Genomic DNA, 16,306 nt, shown 5'->3' on the forward strand with positions numbered 1-16,306 from the left:
TGGCGGCGCCGCGGCGGCTGACATCAGCTGTTCCACCTCGAGACCTCGTACCGCTTGCCGTCGACGTAGAAGGCGACCTCCGTACCGTTGTAGTTCGCGCCCATGTAGCACGAGAGCTGCCTCGAGCCTTGGGAGCCGTCCATCGGGTACTTGGTGGCGCCCGCCCAGGTCGTGGCGTGTCCCTCGTGGATGTCGTGCCAGCCCGACGGGCCGCCCTCGGCCGACGTGTCGCCGGCCCAGCAGGCCGCCTGGTGGTTGCCCGCGTCGAAGCCCGACCAGTTCAGCTCCCAGTACCGGCACGTCTCGGCGCATCCGCTGCGCACGGCGCCCTCGGTCACCCATGCCCTCGGCGTCAGAACCGTCCCAGAGTCGCAGTCCTGCGCGGTCTTCCCCATCTCGTCCTCCACCGTGACGCAGGCCTCCATGGTCTGGCCGGGGCTGCCGGCCACCGTCACGGTGCCTGTCTTGTTCGTGCTTCTGACCGCCCCGCTCACCTGGACCGTGGTCTTCAGGCCGTTGTACCCGTCCCCATCCCACGTGAACGTGACCTTCTCGATCCCGTCGGTGGCGGTCATCGTCGGTTGGATCGGCGGGCCGTACGGCTTGACGGCGTTGGACGCCGCGGACCAGGCACCGCATATGTACTGGTTGCAGGCCCGCACCCGGAACGTGTAGGACGTCCCGTTGGTCAGGCCGGTGTCGTTGTACGACGTGGTGTCCCCGGCGTTCTCGGCGGCCCCGCCGTTGGCCGAGACCTCGTACCGGTGCGCCGGGCCGCGGAAGCCCGTGCTCGAGATAGCGCTCCAGCTCACGGTCGCGCGCCCGTCACCGGGGTTGCTCGCGCGCACGCCACTTGGGCTGTCGGGTTCGCCGTAGGCCGGCTCCGCGGCGGACTGGGCGCTGACCAGGGACTTGCCCGCCTTGTTCTCGGCCTGGACCGTGAACGTGTAGGACGACTCCGGGTTCAGCGCTTCGACAACCGTCGAGGTACCGGACCGCGTCAGCGTCTTGGTCTTGCTCCCGTTCTCGTACACGTCCAGGTAGTACATCCTGATCGCGTCACCGTTGTTGGCCGGCGCCGTCCAGCCCACGTTGATCTGGCCGCCCACCTTGTTGTTCACGCGGCTCGCGGTCGGGGGCTCCGGCTGTGCGGGCTTCGCGGCGGGGATCTCCGGCGCGGACGGATCGCTCCACTCCGACGGCTCCTCCGCTGCGTTCTTGGCCTGCACCCGCACCGTGTACGCGGTGCCGTTGTCCAGCCCCTCCCAGACGACCGGGCTGTTGTCCTCACAGACCTTCTGTGTCGCGCCGTCGGTCGGGGGCGGGCTGATCTCCAGGGTGACGCAGTCGATGGGGGACCGGTCCGTGTACGACTTGTTCTGCCACGAGACGGTGAGCTTCTTGTCGCCGAACTTGAGCGACGGCGGCTCGGGCTTGTCCGGACGCTCGTCGGGACGCACCTCGCGGGACGACGGCGACGGCGCCGACTCGTCCACCTCGTTGGTGGCCGTGACCGTGAACGTGTACTTCACGTTGTTCTTCAGTCCGTCGAACGTGCACGTGGTCGTGTCGCACTTGTGCTCCTGACCGGTGTTGGTGCGCAGCATGTAGCTCGTGATGTCTGCGCCGTTGTTGTTGGGCTGGTCCCAGCTCAGCACCACGGTCTCGGAGCGCACCTCCTCCACGCGCGGTGCGCGGGGAGCGTCGGGCTTGCCCAGCACCGTCAGCTTCGCGAAGCCGTCGACCTGGCGGGCCGGGTCCCCGGTCGCGTCCTGCACCGTGTAGCGCACGGTCATGACGCCGGTGAAGTCGGGCTCGGGGGTGACGACCACGTCGGAGTCGGTGAACGTCACATCGCCCCCGCCCGCCTCGCTGGCCGCGGCGACGACCTTGAGCGGGGTCTCGGGGAACGGGTTGGAGTCGTTCGCCAGCACCGGGACCGTCGTCGCCTTGCCCTGGTGCGCGTCCAGCACCACGTCATCGGTCGTCTTCGCCGGTGGCCGGGTCGACGGCGTGACCTCGACGGTCAGCTCGGCCTGCACGGAGTGCCTGCCGTCGGAGACGGTCATCGGCAGCTGCACGATGGTGCCCTTGGGGACCGACGCGTTGACCTCCCCGGTGACCGTGGCGCCGGAGACCAACATCTCGAAGCCGTCCCTGCCCTCGACCTCGAAGGTCAGCGGGTCCTTGTCCGGGTCCTTGACGTACCGCGACAGGTCGACGGCCGCCTCCTCGGCGGCCGCCACCTTGAGCACCGGGGTGCCCGTGATCTTCGGCGGCTGGTTCTCGGAGGGGGTCACGTCGATCGGCAGGGTCAGCACCGCGGTGAGACCCTCCTCGTCGTCGGGGCCGGTGCCGTCGGTCACCTCGAAGCTGACCGACGCCGCACCCGCGTAGTCCTCGGCCGACGTGTACACCAGGGTGTCGTTGTCGGTGATCTCGACCTTGCCCTCCAGCGCCTTGACCGTGTTGTCCTCGGTGATGCGCGGCACCCGGCCCTCGCGGACCACCACGTAGTCGGCGAGGTCGATCGTGAGCGGCTCGCCGCTGAACGCCTTGAGCGGATCCAGGCCGGGCTTGATGTGCGGTCGCAGCTGGTCGCCGGGCACCCGCACGAACGCCTTGGCCTCCAGGCCGTCCATGTCCGTCACGGTGTAGGTGATGACCTGCGCGTTCTCGGTGAGCTGTACCTCTATCGCGTTCGACTCGGTGACCGCAACGCCCTCGAGGCCCGGGTCCACCGAGACCTCGAGGTCGGCACCCACCCCGTCCGGGTCCACGTCGTTGTCGAGCACCTGCACCGTGACACTGGTCGAGCCCTCGACGTCGTCGACCGTGACCACGTCGTCGTGCGCGATGGGGCGTAGCAGCGGCGCGTTCTGGTCCACGTTCACCGTGATGGCACCACTGGCGCTTGCCTGGTAGCTGTCCTGGATGCCGTAGTAGAAGGAGTACGGTCCCTCGTCGCCGGGCGCGGTGACGACCACGTCGTCCTCCACGGCCTTGGGCTTCAGGCCCTCGGTGCCCTCGAAGCCCTTGGCCACCAGACCGATCTGGTCGCCGTCCGGGTCGGAGTCGTTGTCGAGCGCCGTGATGGCCACCGTCCGGCCCGGCCGGACCGTCGTCTCGTCGTCGAGCGCCTGCGGCTCCTGGTTGGTGGCCGGGGGCGCCACGATGCCGACGCGGACCAAGCCCTCGCCCACCGCACCGCGCGTGTCGGCCACCTGGTAGGTGAAGGTGTCCAGGCCCGTCGCGTTCGCGGCCTTGTAGTCGATGAACCCGTCCACGATGGTGGCGTTGCCCTTGGCGGGCGCTCCCGAGATGGAGCTCAGCGTCACGTAGTCGCCGTCAGGATCGCTCCCGTCCAGCGGCAGCGGGATCCGGACGATGCCCTCGCTGAGCACCCGTGCCTCGATGTCGGGCAGCTGTGGGGCCGTGTTCTCCGGATCGTCCTTCACGGTGATCGTGACCCGTGCGGAGTCCTTCTGCCCGTTGGCGTCCTCCACCTCGTAGACGGCGTCGTAGACCCCGGCGTCGTCGCCCGCGCGGAAGCGCACCGTGTCCTCGGAGACGAACGCCTCGCCCGCCGAGGCCGACGGCTCCTCCTGCAGCTCGTCGGTGACCCTCATCGCCACGCCGTCGGGGTGCGTGTCGTTCTTCAGCACCGGGATGGTCACCACGTCCCCGACGTGGACGACAGCCTCGTCGTTGCCTGCCTCCGGCGGCCGCATCTGCGCGGGCGTCGGGATGGGCACCACGCGCACCTGCCCCGTGACCGTGCCCGAGCCGTTCGCCACCTTGTAGTTCACGATCACCGGCTCACCGAGCCGCTTGATCTCGGACACCTTCAGGATCTGATGGTTCAGCACAGACACGCTGATCGGGGCGTTGGCGGGCACGCTGACGCCCTGCACCACGAGCACGCCGCCCGCGGGGTCGGTGTCATTGGCAAGCACGTCCACGAGCGCGGTGCCGCCGGTCGGCAGCAGCACCTGGTCCGAGACGGCGACGGGTGCGCCCGCCTCGGTCGGCGGGTCGACCACATCCACCCGCACCAGCCCCATCGTCGCTTCGGGGCCGTCGGTGATCTGGTAGGTCACGTCGTACGAGCCGGCCTGGTCGCTCTCGAACTTGAAGGTACGGGCCGCCGTGTTCTTGGTGACGGTCGTCCCGAGCGGTTCGTCGACGCGGTTCAGGCTCAGCTCGTCACCGTTGGCGTCGTAGTCGTTCTTCAGCGGGCTGACCGTGACCGGCTCGCCGGTCAGCACGGTCACGTGGTCCTGCACCGCCACGGGCTTCACGTTGGTGGACACGACGTCCACGCGCAGCTTGCCCTCGACGGGGGTGCCACTCGAGTCCGACACCTGGAGGTCGACCATCTTGAGTCCCGTGCCGCTGCCGCCGTCAAGGAACTCGACGGTGCCGTCCGGGCGGAACCGCACCTCGTCCATCGGGTCCGCGGTGGTCGCGTTGGACAGGAACAGGTCGTCGCCGTCCGGGTCCTTGAAGTACGGCAGCACCTTGATGCTCGCCTGCTCGTCCTGCGCCACCCGCAGCACGGGCACGCCGTCGGGCTGGGTGGGCGGGTGGTTCTCGGCCGGCGGCACCACGTTGAGGGTCACGGACGCCTCCGCCTTGCCGCCCTCCCGCCCGTCGTCGACCTCGTACTTGAACGTGATCCTGCCCGTCGCGTCGTCGGGCACGTCGGCCTGCAGGGCCACGCCGTCGAGCACGCGGTCGATGGTGATGTCGCTCTGGGGCTCGGTCTTGACCGTGGCCGTCAGCACGTCGCCGTCCTTGTCCGTGTCGTTGCCCAGCACGTTGAGCACCGTGGTGCGGCCGGGCCGGACGCCGAACGTGTCGTCCTTGGGCTCCGGCTTGGTGTTGGGCTTGCTCCGATCGGCCACGAAGTTGTCGACCATCAGCGGCGTGGTCTGCTCCGACTCGGTCTTCTCACCCTTGCCGGCCTTGGGCTCCGTGGTGTCCCAGTCGTCGACCAGCTCGAACTCGTCCGAGGCCATCCACAGCTGGCCGTTCGTCATGTCGTTCAGCACGATGACGTCGCGGTTCACGCGATAGACCAGACTCGCGGAGGGAATCAGGCCCTCCAGCACCTGGCCGAAGTCGTTGTCCTCGTCCTCGCAGTTCCGGATGACCTGACCCGACCCCGCCCAGGCACCGTAGACGCACCCGTTCAGCTGCACCGGGGCGGACGCCGTACCCGACGCGCCACCGTCCACCACCTGGGTCGTCTCGTCGCCGCCGCCCAGCGGCTGGAGAACCAGGCTCTTCGGGGTGGCGAGCACCACGTTGTCGGCCTCGCCGGACGGCTGCTGCAGCATGCCCTGGGAGCCGTCCGCCACCTCGACCGTGTCGCCGTCCGGCAGCACCAGGTTCCCGGTCGCCTGGTCCAGGACCACAGGCTTGTCGCCGACGGCGGAGACCTGCACCTCCGCATCCGTGGCGACCGGGAGGGACGACTCCTGCACGTCGTCCGCGACGCCCTGCGCGCTGGTCGGGATCGTGTAGATCTTGCCGTCGCTCGGCACGGCGAGGAAGGCGGTGCCGTCGTTGCCCACGGTGAGCCGACCGCCCTTGCCGGCCTTGACCGTCGGCTTGAGCTTCTTCTCGTCGAAGGCGGCCGAGTCGAACGGCATGACCCAGGCTCTGCCCGTCTCCGGGTCATACACCGCGGTGGTCGGGCCGCCCGAGGAGACCTGCGCTCCCGCGGGGAGCTCCATGGTGCTGTCCAGCGCCAGCTGCGCCGCGTTCACCGGGCTCGCCGAAGAGGTGCTCGCGCTGTTCAGGAGGATGCGCTGCGCGTCCTGCTCCACGTCGAAGCCCGTGGAGCTCGCCTGCAGGACGCCGTCCGTAGCCTTCGCCTCGTAGTTGAACCGCCCGAGCTCGCCCTTCGTGGTCCGGGTCACCCAGACGCCCGAGTCGTTGAGGTCGACCTCCGCGGTCGACTCGCCGTCGTACAGGAGAGCGAAGCCCAGGAGCCCCGCGGCGAAGAGGGTCACCAACCCGACAGACACTATCGACCGGCGGTTCTCATACACGCGTGAGGCAAAGCTCATGCGTCCTCCTCATTCATCACTCCACGAAAGGACCGCCCGGCCAGCACACACGGGCGCAACTGGTGCACCCTACCTAGGCGAGGGGTGAATAGTCGTCGAAAGTCGGGTGGGCAGAACTACCCATATGACCCTTCCGACTGCCGTCAGTAGGAGGCGCTGCGCTGGTCGACCCACGCCTTCGCATCGGCGAGGGTGGCGCCGGTGGCCTGGCGGTAGAGCTTGATCGCCTCGATCCGCCGGTCGGACCAGATGCACCGGTCGATCTCGGCCAGGATGTCCAGCGGGATCCCGTCGGCGGGGAGGCCTTTGATCCCGAGATGGTTGATCACCAGGTCCAGCTTGCGTTCGACCCTCTCGACGGTCCGCCCGTTGGCCCTCATGTTGCCGCTGACGGTGATGAACAGCAGCAGGAGGATGACGAAGATCGCTGCGAGGGCGGTCTCGATGAAGGGAAACATGACGGAACCGTAGCGGCCGACCCGCTGACGACACTCGGATAGTCGGCCCTTCTGTCCAGATTCGTTGACTGACTGTTCAGTCAACGAGTAGCCTGTGCGGGTGCCAACAACTTTCGACGCAGAGGATCGCCCCGCATGACGCCGCCGACACGACGCGAACAGGCGGACGCCCGTCGGGCCCAGCTCGTGAAAGTGACCCTCGACCTGTTCGTCGAACGAGGTATCGAGCACGTGACGATCGCCGAGGTAGCCACGCGAGCGGGGGTCGCGCCCGGGCTGCTCTACCACTACTTCGGCAACAAGGACGGGCTGTTGAGCGCGGTCTTCGCGGCGGCCGACCCACGCGACGCATTCGCGGGCCTGGCCGAGAGCCTCTCCGGCCAGCCGGTCGCCGTTGGACTCCGCGAGTTCTGCGTCCGCGCAGCGGCCGCGCTCGAGGAGCGGGGCGACGTCGTGCGGGTCCTGTTCCGGGAGATGCTCGCCCCCGAGACGTCCCTGCCGATCGGGATGGCCGACATCCAGGAACAGGTGCTCGACAATCTCGCGAGCTATCTCGCGGAGCGGATCGACGCCGGCGAGCTGCGTCCCCACGATCCGCGCGCGCCACTACGGCTGCTGATCAGCGGGATCCTCGTGCTCGGCGTGACCCGCCAGCCCGTCGAGCCGTGGGTCGACGGCTTCGTCGACGCCATCCTCACCGGAATCGGAGCACAGGAATGACCTCGATGCGACACGGCCTGCTCTGGCTGCTCAAGAACACCCTCAACCGCTGGACGACCAGGCTCGCCCGGGCCGGTACCGGCCCGTTCTCCCTGGTCCGGCACGTCGGACGCAAGTCCGGCACCGCCTACGAGACCCCGATCATCGTCGCCGAGGCCGAGGACGGTTTCATCGCCGAGCTCACCTACGGCGAGAACGTGAGCTGGTACCGCAACATCGTCGCCGCGGGCGGCTGCGAGCTCGTCGTCGGCGGGGTTCCGCGCCAGGTCATCGCAATTGAGTCCTACCCGTCCGACGCCGGACGCCGTGCGTTCGGGTTCCCGGCCCGGCTCGTGCTGAGCCTGCTGCGACGCGAGGAGTACCGCCTGCTGCGCACCGCCGACGCCGGTGGGCCGACGCCGCAACCAGAGACGGCTCCCTGACGTGCCCGGGGCAGGGGCAGGCGAGCGCGAAAGGAGGTTCTGGGTCGACGCCGCAAGTGTCGTGGCGTGCGCGGCGATCTACCTGCTGGCCGAGCTCGTCCTCGCACCACGGGTGATGCTGTCGGCAGGTGTCCTGCTCGTCGGCGGACTCGTCCTCTGGCGGTTCGCGCCGGCGGATCGGCGGGTGGATCCTCATCGGATCGCCGTCCCGTACCTCCTGACCGTGATCGCGTTCCTCGTGCACGTGTATGAGGAGTACCGCGCATTCGTCCTGGGATTCCCCAGCGTCCTGGACCCGGTGGTCGATCTCGATCTCGACACGCTGGTCTCGCACGCCGCGTTCCTCTCGCCCGTCGTGTGGCTGGCGGCCGCCGTCATGTTCCTGAGGCGATGGACGGCGGGGTACTACCTGGCGTGCGTCTTCCTGTTCGGCATGATGTTCATGGAGCCGACCCACTACATCGCGCCGTTCCTCGACGGCGGCTCGTGGCACTACGTCGGGGGAGCGTGGACCGCTCTGCTGCCCGCGGTCCTGGGTTGGTACACCTTTCTCCGGCTGCGTCGCGAGACGATGCACGCGACCCGGGTGGGCGCCTGATGGACGGGTTCTCGATCCTGCTGGTCGCCACGGTGTTCCTGCGGGGCCTGGGGGCGGGCATGATCACGGGCATCCTGCTGCTGACGATGCCTGCCCGGTCGCGGCTCGGTCCTGTGCCGTACGCGCGAGCCCTCCGGTCGATGTATCAGTCCTGGGGTGTCCGGGTGTACGCGGTGGTCACCGTCCTCGGCCTGCTGCTCACGATCGCTGCGCTGACGCTGTCCGTCGCGCGCGGCGAGGGCGGTTGGGCGACCGGTCTCCTCGCCGCTTGCCTGGCGGCGACGGTGGCCGGCTTCGTGGGCACGGCCGGCGCCTATCCCGCAATGAGAAGGCTCTGGGCCACCCCGGACGGCGACCAGGATCTCGTCGCAGCGCTCCTCAACCGCTTCGGCCGATGGGGCATCGCCAGCGCCGTGTGCCATCTCCTGGCCTTCACATCGGCTCTGGGAGCGCTCGCGTCGATTTAGCTCGAACCCCGACGCCCCGACAGCGGCATGAGGCCCGCCGCCGTCGGCCGGAGTCCGCATTGCGCGTAGAAGGACTCGAGGTGTGGCTCGTAGTCGACGTGCAGCCACGCGGCGCCCGAGTACGCCGCCTCCTCGGCGGCCGCGAGCGCCGGGCGTACCGCCAGCTCCGCGCCGCCGTCGTGCGGTGAATCGCTGCTCGTCATGGACGCCAGCCTGCCAGTTCGTCCGGGCCGCGTTGACGGAGATACCCCAGAGGGGTATATGGTGAGGGCATACGGCTACCCCCTAGGGGTAGCATCGCGTGAGTGGAAGGCGAGACGATGGCGACGAGCGAGTACCAGGTGACCGGGATGAGCTGCGGGCACTGCGAGGTAGCGGTCCGTGGCGAGGTGGGCCGGCTGCCCGGCGTGGAGCAGGTCGACGTGAGCGCCGCGACGGGCAAGCTCGTGGTCCGGAGCACTGCGGTGCTGGACGAGGCAGCGGTCCTGGGCGCAGTGGACGAGGCCGGGTACGAGGCGGAGCGGGTCGCATGAACGCGCCCCAGCGGCTCGGCCTGTACGGCGCGGGCCTCGCGGCGCTGTTCGTCGCGGCCTTCGTCGTCGCGGGCGCGGTGGTGCCGGAGAGCTCCGTCGCGGCCTGGTCGGCGTCGGCCGAGGACGAAGCGGCGGACGGCGCGGAGATGGAGGGCATGGCGGGCATGGACGAGCAGCCCGCCGAGGCCGGCCCGACGCCGGTGCGCGGGCTGTCGCTCGAACAGGACGGCCTCCTCCTGAGCCCGGTGACCGTGCCCGACGAGGTGGGCGAGGAGGGAGTCCTCTCGTTCACGATCACGTCGGCCGACGGCGAGGCCGTGACCGGCTTCGAGACCGAGCACGACAAGAAGCTGCACCTGATCGTGGTGCGCTCCGACGGCGACCTGTTCCGGCACGTCCACCCGACGATGTCGGCCGACGGCGTCTGGTCCATCCCGTGGACCTGGGACGAGGCGGGCACCTACCGGGTGTTCACCGACTTCGTCCCGGAGGAGACCGGCGAGAACGTGACGCTCAGCCGCACGGTCGACGTCGCGGGGCGGCTCTCCCCGGAGCCCGCGACGTCGGTGTCGGCGAAAGACACGACTGGCGGATACACCGCCACGCTCACGGGAGACCTGAGCGCGAGCGGCGACTCGATGCTCACCGCGACCATCACCAAGGACGGCGAGCCCGTCACGGACCTGGAGCCGTACCTCGGCGCGTACGGGCACCTCGTCGCGCTGCGCGAGGGCGACCTGGCCTACCTGCACGTGCACCCCGAGGGCGACGAGCCGGCCCCCGGTTCCCTCTCGGGGCCGGACGTCACCTTCATGACCGAGGCGCCCACGCCGGGCCGGTACCTGCTGTACCTGGACTTCAAGGTCGACGGGGACGTGCACACGGCGCGCTTCGTCCTGGACACGACAAGGAGGGGCTGATGTCGGACACCACGTCCCGGACGGACGCGCCGGGAACCACCGTGGACCTCGAGATCGGGGGAATGACCTGCGCCTCGTGCGCCATGCGGATCGAGAAGAAGCTCAACCGGCTCGACGGGGTGAGTGCGACGGTCAACTACGCCACGGAGAAGGCGCAGGTCACCGCGCCGGCCGGGTACGACCTGAGCGTTCTCGTCGCGGAGGTCGAGAAGACCGGCTACACGGCGGCCCTGCCCGCCCCGAAGCACACCCCGGCGGACGACGGCGCCGCCGTCGACCCGCGGGACGCGGAGCTGCTGTCGCTGCGGAACCGGCTCATCACCTCGATAGTGCTCGCCGTCCCGGTGATCGCCATGGCGATGGTCCCGGCGTGGCAGTTCACCTACTGGCAGTGGGCGTCGCTCACGCTCGCGGCCCCGGTGGTCCTGTGGGCGGCCTGGCCGTTCCACAGGGCCGCGTGGACCAACCTGCGGCACGGCGCGGCGACCATGGACACCCTCGTCTCGGTCGGTGTCGTGGCCGCGTTCGCATGGTCCCTGTACGCGCTGTTCCTCGGCACCGCGGGCGAGCCCGGGATGACGCACGGGTTTGAGCTGACCGTCGCCCCGTCCGACGGCGCAGGCAACATCTACCTCGAGGTCGCCACCGGCGTCACGATGTTCGTGCTCGCCGGGCGCTACTTCGAGAAACGGTCCAAGCGCCAGGCCGGCGCCGCGCTGCGCGCGCTGCTGGAGCTCGGCGCGAAGGACGTCGCCGTGCTGCGGGGCGGGGCCGAGACCAGGATCCCGGTCGAGAGCCTCGCCGTCGGCGACGAGTTCGTCGTGCGGCCGGGGGAGAAGGTCGCCACCGACGGCGTCATCGTCACGGGCTCGTCCGCCATCGACGCGTCGATGCTGACGGGGGAGTCCGTCCCGGTCGAGGTCGGCGTCGGCGACACCGTTGCCGGGGCGACCGTGAACTTCGGCGGCCGGCTCGTCGTCCGGGCCACGCAGGTCGGCTCGGACACCCAGCTCGCGCGGATCGCCAAGCTCGTCGAGGACGCCCAGTCCGGCAAGGCCGAGATCCAGCGCCTCGCCGACCGGGTCTCCGGGATCTTCGTCCCGGTGGTCATCGCCGTCGCGGTCGCGACCCTCGGCGTCTGGCTCGGCGGCGGCTTCCCCGTCACAGCCGGGATGACGGCCGCCGTCGCGGTGCTGATCATCGCCTGCCCGTGCGCGCTCGGGCTGGCCACGCCCACCGCGCTGCTGGTCGGCACGGGACGGGGCGCGCAGCTGGGCATCCTCATCAAGGGGCCGGAGGTGCTGGAGTCCACCCGCAAGGTCGACACGATCGTGCTGGACAAGACCGGCACCGTCACCACCGGCAAGATGACCCTGCTCGACGTCGTCCCGGACGACAGCACCACGCGCGAGGAGCTGCTCCGGCTCGCGGGCGCCCTGGAGGACGCCTCCGAGCACCCCGTCGCGCAGGCGATCGCCAAGGGCGCCACCCAGCAGGTCGGGGACCTGCCGGCTCCGGAGTCGTTCGAGAGCATCCAGGGCAAGGGCGTGCAGGGGGTCGTCGAGGGGCACGCCGTCGTCGTCGGGCGCGAGAGCCTGCTCGCCGACTGGTCGCTGTACCTGCCGGCGGACCTCGCGGACGCCAAGGCTCATGCGGAGGGCGAAGGCAAGACCGTCGTAGCGGTCGGCTGGGACGGGCAGGCCAGGGGCATCCTCGTCGTGGCGGACCAGGTCAAGCCCACCAGCGCGGCCGCCGTCGCGCAGCTCATCAGGCTCGGCCTCACGCCCGTGCTGCTCACGGGCGACAACAGGGCCGTGGCCGAGCAGGTGGCGGCGGCCGTCGGGATCACCCGGGTCATCGCCGAGGTACTGCCCCAGGACAAGGCCGACGTCGTCGCGCGGCTGCAGGCCGAGGGCAAGGTCGTCGCGATGGTCGGCGACGGCGTCAACGACGCCCCGGCCCTTGCGCAGGCCGACCTGGGCCTGGCGATGGGCACCGGCACCGACGTCGCGATCGAGGCGGCGGACATCACGCTCGTCCGGGGCGACCTCACCTCCGCGGCTGACGCGATCCGGCTGTCCCGCCGGACGCTCGGCACCATCAGGACGAACCTGTTCTGGGCCTTCGGGTACAACGTCGCCGCGATCCCGCTGGCCGCCCTCGGCCTGCTCAACCCCATGCTCGCCGGTGCGGCGATGGCGTTCTCCAGCGTCTTCGTCGTCGGCAACAGCCTCCGCCTGCGCTCCTTCGCGAGCCGGACGGCGGACACCCAGGCGCCCGCGCCGTCGGGGCGGACCGCCCGGGCGCTGCAGGACGCCTGACCACCCCGCACCGACGAAAGGACCCACATGGGACACGACCACTCGCACGGCGACCACGAGCACGGCGACCACGAGCACGACGGCCACTCGCACGACGGCCACGAGCACGACGGCCACTCGCACGACGGCCACTCGCACGACGGCCACTCGCACGACGGTCATGCGCACGACGGTCATGCGCACGACGACCACTCGCACCCGGGCGGAGCGAGCCAGTTCGGCCTCAACCTGCTCGGCCCGTCGGACGACGAGCTCGCGGAGTGCCCGGTGATGCGCGGCAGCACGGTGGTGAAGGCCGACGCAGAGGCCAAGGGCCTGTTCCGCGACTACGAGGGCCAGCGGTACTGGTTCTGCTGCGCCGCGTGCGAGGACCCGTTCGACGCCGACCCCGCCAAGTACGCGGCGGCGGCCTGACCCAGCCCGCAGGTTCCGCGGCGCACCTCGTGCGGTGCGCCGCGGAACCCGCCAGATCGCCCGCCCGGCCAGGGCATTTGACCAGACGGAGATGAGACCATGGGAACCATGACGGAATCAGGATCCCCTGCCGACGTGGCCGGAGAGGGTGACGCGCCCACCACCCACGGCTACATCACCGACAAGGACAAGTACCTCGCGCGGCTCAGGCGCATCGAGGGGCAGGCGCGCGGTATCCACCGGATGGTCGACGAGGAGCAGTACTGCATCGACATCCTGACCCAGGTGTCCGCCCTGACGAAGGCCCTCGAGAGCGTCGCGCTCGGCCTCCTGGACGACCACCTCAAGCACTGCGTGGTCGACGCCGCCCGGGCCGGCGGCGCCGAGGCGGACGCCAAGGTCAAGGAAGCCTCCGACGCGATCGCGCGGCTCGTCCGCTCCTGACCCGGGCCGGCGCGGGCCGACGGCCCAGGACGCGCGCGTCCGGCGCCGTCGATGGATGATCGCTGTGTGGCAGCTCCATACCGGCCCGCGCAGCCGCCGTCCGTCGCCGCACCCGTCGGTACGCCGTTTGATCCGTCGGTGCGGGAGGCGGACGACGTCGCCCGCGAGCTCGGCGTCGACCCGGCCGTCGGGCTGAGCGACGCCGAGGCCGCGCGCCGCCTGGCCGCCGACGGCCCGAACGAGCTGCGGTCCAGGCCGCCCGTGCCGCTCTGGCGCAAGATCCTGGACCAGTTCCGGGACCCGCTGGTGGCCCTGCTGCTGGTGGCCGTTGGCATCTCGGTCGCCGTCTGGTGGGTCGAGGGCGCCGAGGGCGTACCCGTGGACGCGGTGGTGATCGCCGCCATCATCGTGCTCAACGCGGTGCTCGGCCTGGTCCAGGAGAGCAAGGCGGCGAACGCCGTCGCGGCACTCCGATCCATGACGGAGGCGACCTCCACCGTGCTGCGCGACGGCCGCCGGGTCACCGTGCGGTCGGCCGAGCTCGTGCGCGGGGACGTGCTCGTGCTGGCCGAGGGCGATGCCGTCGGCGCCGACGCGCGCCTGCTGAGCGCTACGGCCCTGCGTGTCCAGGAGTCGTCGCTGACCGGGGAGAGCGAGGCGGTCCTCAAGGACGCGGCAGTGCTCCCGGCCAGGGCACCGCTCGGCGACCGGTTCGACATGGTCTACAAGGGCACCGCCGTCGCCCAGGGCGTCGGCCGCGCCGTCGTGGTGGCCGCCGGCATGGACACCCAGATGGGTGCCATCGCGCAGCTGCTCGACGCCACCGAGGAGGAGGTCACCCCGCTGCAGCGGGAGATCTCGCACGTGAGCAAGGTGCTCGGCCTCACGGTGATCGGCATCGCCGTCGTCGTAATGGTCCTGGCGGCGGTCGTCAACGGCGTCCGCACCGCCGCCGACCTCGTCACCGTCCTGCTGCTCGGCGTCTCGCTCGCCGTCGCCGCCGTGCCAGAGGGCCTGCCCGCCATCCTGTCGGTGGTCCTGGCCGTCGGGGTGCAGGCCATGGCCCGCCGCAACGCCGTGGTCAAGAAGCTGCACTCCGCGGAGACGCTCGGTTCGGCGTCGGTCATCGCGTCGGACAAGACCGGCACCCTGACCAAGAACGAGATGACGATCCAGCGCGTCGTCACCGCCTCCGGCGAGGTCACGCTCACCGGTGTGGGCTATCGGCCCGACGGCGAGGCGCGGACCGGCGCGGACGACGGCGGTGCCGGCCAGCCGGTCACGGACGAGCGGCTCGTCCGGGAGGTGGCTATGGTGCTGGGCGGCGGCTCGCTGGCCAACGACGCCCAGCTCGTCGAGCACCACGGCGAGTGGGCGGTGCAGGGCGACCCCACCGAGGCCGCCTTCCTCGTGGCCGCGCACAAGCTCACCGGCACGGTCGACCGCGTGGCCGGCTTCGAGCGCCGCGGCGAGGTCCCGTTCACGTCCGAGCGCAAGATGATGTCCGCGCTCGTTGACCCGCCCGGCGACGGCGCCTGGGCGCTGGTCACCAAGGGCGCACCCGACGTGCTCCTGACGCGCTGCAGCGACGTGCAGGTCGGCGACGAGACCGTCCCGCTGGACGACGAGCGCCGGGCGGCGGCGCTCGATGCCGTCGAGCGACTGTCCCGGCAGGCGTACCGCACGCTGGGCGTCGCCTACCGGCGGGTGGCGGAGGGGCTCGGCTCCGAGGGGCTGGAGGAGCACGAGTCCGACCTGGTCTACCTCGGCACGGTCGGCATCATCGACCCGCCGCGCCCTGAGGTCACGGCCGCGGTGGCCGAGGCCCACCGGGCCGGCATCCGCGTCATCATGATCACCGGCGACCACCCGATCACGGCCACCCGGATCGCTACCGACCTGGGCATCGTCGAGCCCGGGGCCCGCGCCGTTACCGGCGTCGACCTCGACGGCCTCGATGCCGCCGGGCTGCGCGAGACCACCCGGACCGTGTCGGTGTACGCCCGCGTCGCCCCGCAGAACAAGCTGCAGATCGTCGACGCGCTCCAGGCCGACGGCCACGTCGTCGCCATGACCGGCGACGGCGTGAACGACGCCCCCGCCCTGAAGACCGCCGACATCGGCGTGGCCATGGGCATCACGGGCACCGAGGTGACCAAGGAGTCGGCCAAGATGATCCTGGGCGACGACAACTTCGCCACCATCGTCGCCGCCGTGCGCCAGGGCCGGATCATCTTCGACAACATCAAGAAGTTCCTGCGCTACCTGCTCTCCTCCAACATGGGCGAGGTCTGCACGGTGCTGTTCGGCGTGGTGCTGGCCGGGGTCGTCGGCCTGGATGGTGCGGCCGGCGGGGAGGCCGTCGTCGTGCCGCTGCTGGCCACCCAGATCCTGTGGATCAACCTCGTGACCGACTCCGGGCCGGCCCTCGCCATGGGCGTGGACCCGGAGACGGACGACGTCATGGCCCGGCCGCCGCGCGGCACGAACGAGCGGATCATCGACGCCCGCATGTGGACCGGCGTCCTGAGCATCGGGTTCGTCATGGGCGTGGCCACCCTGCTCACCATCGACATCTTCCTGCCGGGCGGACTGGTCGAGGGGAACGACTCGCTCACCGTGGCGCGCACCGCCGGCTTCACCACGCTCGTCCTCGCCCAGCTGTTCAACGTGCTCAACTCCCGGTCGGAGACCACCAGCGCCTTCCACCGGATGTTCGTCAACCGCTGGCTCTGGGGAGCGATCGGCCTGGGCGTGGTGCTCCAGGTCGCCGTCGTGCAGGTGCCGTTCCTCCAGGTCGCGTTCGGCACCGCCGGTCTCGACCTCGCGCACTGGGGCGTGGCGGTCGCCATGGCCTCGTCGGTGCTCTGGTTCGACGAGATCCGCAAGCTGGTCTGGCGCGCACGGCGTGCCGGCGTGCCGGCCTAGGCCG

Annotated in this window: 13 protein-coding genes; 10 read left to right on the plus strand and 3 right to left on the minus strand. The window is 70.5% G+C overall.

The features are described 5' to 3' along the window. Window positions 1–23: 23 nt before the first annotated feature. Together C8K30_RS16465 and C8K30_RS16470 are read right to left on the minus strand one after the other, a co-directional pair. Entirely contained in the window at window positions 24–6,077 is a 6,054-nt protein-coding gene (locus tag C8K30_RS16465) for an Ig-like domain-containing protein (RefSeq protein ID WP_233257220.1), read from the minus strand. 143 nt (window positions 6,078–6,220) lie between these two features. Further along, window positions 6,221–6,535 carry a hypothetical protein gene (locus C8K30_RS16470; RefSeq protein WP_199230532.1) on the minus strand — a complete coding sequence of 105 codons (315 nt, stop codon included), beginning with the start codon at window positions 6,533–6,535 and terminating at the stop codon, window positions 6,221–6,223. A gap of 135 nt (window positions 6,536–6,670) precedes the next feature. On the opposite strand from C8K30_RS16470, the gene C8K30_RS16475 reads away from it, so the two are divergent. Genes C8K30_RS16475 through C8K30_RS16490 form a run of 4 tightly spaced genes read left to right on the plus strand, consistent with a single transcriptional unit; the run spans window position 6,671 to window position 8,742 of the window. Further along, window positions 6,671–7,255, plus strand: a complete 585-nt coding sequence (locus C8K30_RS16475; RefSeq protein WP_108494010.1) for a TetR/AcrR family transcriptional regulator — start codon at window positions 6,671–6,673, stop codon at window positions 7,253–7,255. Further along, window positions 7,252–7,677, plus strand: a complete 426-nt coding sequence (locus tag C8K30_RS16480; RefSeq protein WP_199230533.1) for a nitroreductase family deazaflavin-dependent oxidoreductase — start codon at window positions 7,252–7,254, stop codon at window positions 7,675–7,677. Before C8K30_RS16475 ends, C8K30_RS16480 begins: the two co-directional genes overlap by 4 nt. A gap of 1 nt (window position 7,678) precedes the next feature. Next, the gene (locus C8K30_RS16485) at window positions 7,679–8,275 is read left to right on the plus strand and encodes a hypothetical protein (protein WP_146197507.1); all 597 of its coding nucleotides are present in this window, start codon (window positions 7,679–7,681) and stop codon (window positions 8,273–8,275) included. Further along, complete coding sequence (locus C8K30_RS16490) at window positions 8,275–8,742, plus strand: hypothetical protein (protein ID WP_108494012.1); 468 nt, start codon at window positions 8,275–8,277, stop codon at window positions 8,740–8,742. Before C8K30_RS16485 ends, C8K30_RS16490 begins: the two co-directional genes overlap by 1 nt. Here C8K30_RS16490 and C8K30_RS16495 read toward each other — a convergent pair. Beyond that, entirely contained in the window at window positions 8,739–8,945 is a 207-nt protein-coding gene (locus C8K30_RS16495) for a hypothetical protein (RefSeq protein ID WP_108494013.1), read from the minus strand. The two genes, C8K30_RS16490 and C8K30_RS16495, sit on opposite strands and share 4 nt — an antisense overlap. Before the next feature lie 117 nt (window positions 8,946–9,062). On the opposite strand from C8K30_RS16495, the gene C8K30_RS16500 reads away from it, so the two are divergent. The 6 genes from C8K30_RS16500 (at window position 9,063) to C8K30_RS16530 (ending at window position 16,302) form a co-directional block, all read left to right on the plus strand. Then, window positions 9,063–9,275 carry a heavy-metal-associated domain-containing protein gene (locus tag C8K30_RS16500; RefSeq protein WP_108494014.1) on the plus strand — a complete coding sequence of 71 codons (213 nt, stop codon included), beginning with the start codon at window positions 9,063–9,065 and terminating at the stop codon, window positions 9,273–9,275. Continuing rightward, a complete protein-coding gene (locus tag C8K30_RS16505) occupies window positions 9,272–10,195 on the plus strand; it encodes a heavy metal-binding domain-containing protein (protein WP_108494015.1) in 924 nt (307 codons plus the stop codon). The genes C8K30_RS16500 and C8K30_RS16505 overlap by 4 nt, the downstream gene beginning before the upstream one ends. Continuing rightward, the gene (locus C8K30_RS16510) at window positions 10,195–12,516 is read left to right on the plus strand and encodes a cation-translocating P-type ATPase (RefSeq protein ID WP_108494016.1); all 2,322 of its coding nucleotides are present in this window, start codon (window positions 10,195–10,197) and stop codon (window positions 12,514–12,516) included. The genes C8K30_RS16505 and C8K30_RS16510 overlap by 1 nt, the downstream gene beginning before the upstream one ends. 27 nt (window positions 12,517–12,543) lie before the next feature. Continuing rightward, complete coding sequence (locus C8K30_RS31830) at window positions 12,544–12,930, plus strand: YHS domain-containing protein (protein ID WP_369940241.1); 387 nt, start codon at window positions 12,544–12,546, stop codon at window positions 12,928–12,930. A gap of 108 nt (window positions 12,931–13,038) precedes the next feature. After that, entirely contained in the window at window positions 13,039–13,374 is a 336-nt protein-coding gene (locus tag C8K30_RS16525; RefSeq protein ID WP_108494017.1) for a metal-sensitive transcriptional regulator, read from the plus strand. 51 nt (window positions 13,375–13,425) lie between these two features. Beyond that, window positions 13,426–16,302, plus strand: coding sequence for a cation-translocating P-type ATPase (locus C8K30_RS16530; RefSeq protein ID WP_108494018.1), 2,877 nt, complete (start codon window positions 13,426–13,428; stop codon window positions 16,300–16,302). Window positions 16,303–16,306 lie beyond the last annotated feature (4 nt).

Source organism: Promicromonospora sp. AC04 (assembly GCF_003058225.1).
In the GTDB taxonomy this organism is placed as follows: domain Bacteria; phylum Actinomycetota; class Actinomycetes; order Actinomycetales; family Cellulomonadaceae; genus Promicromonospora.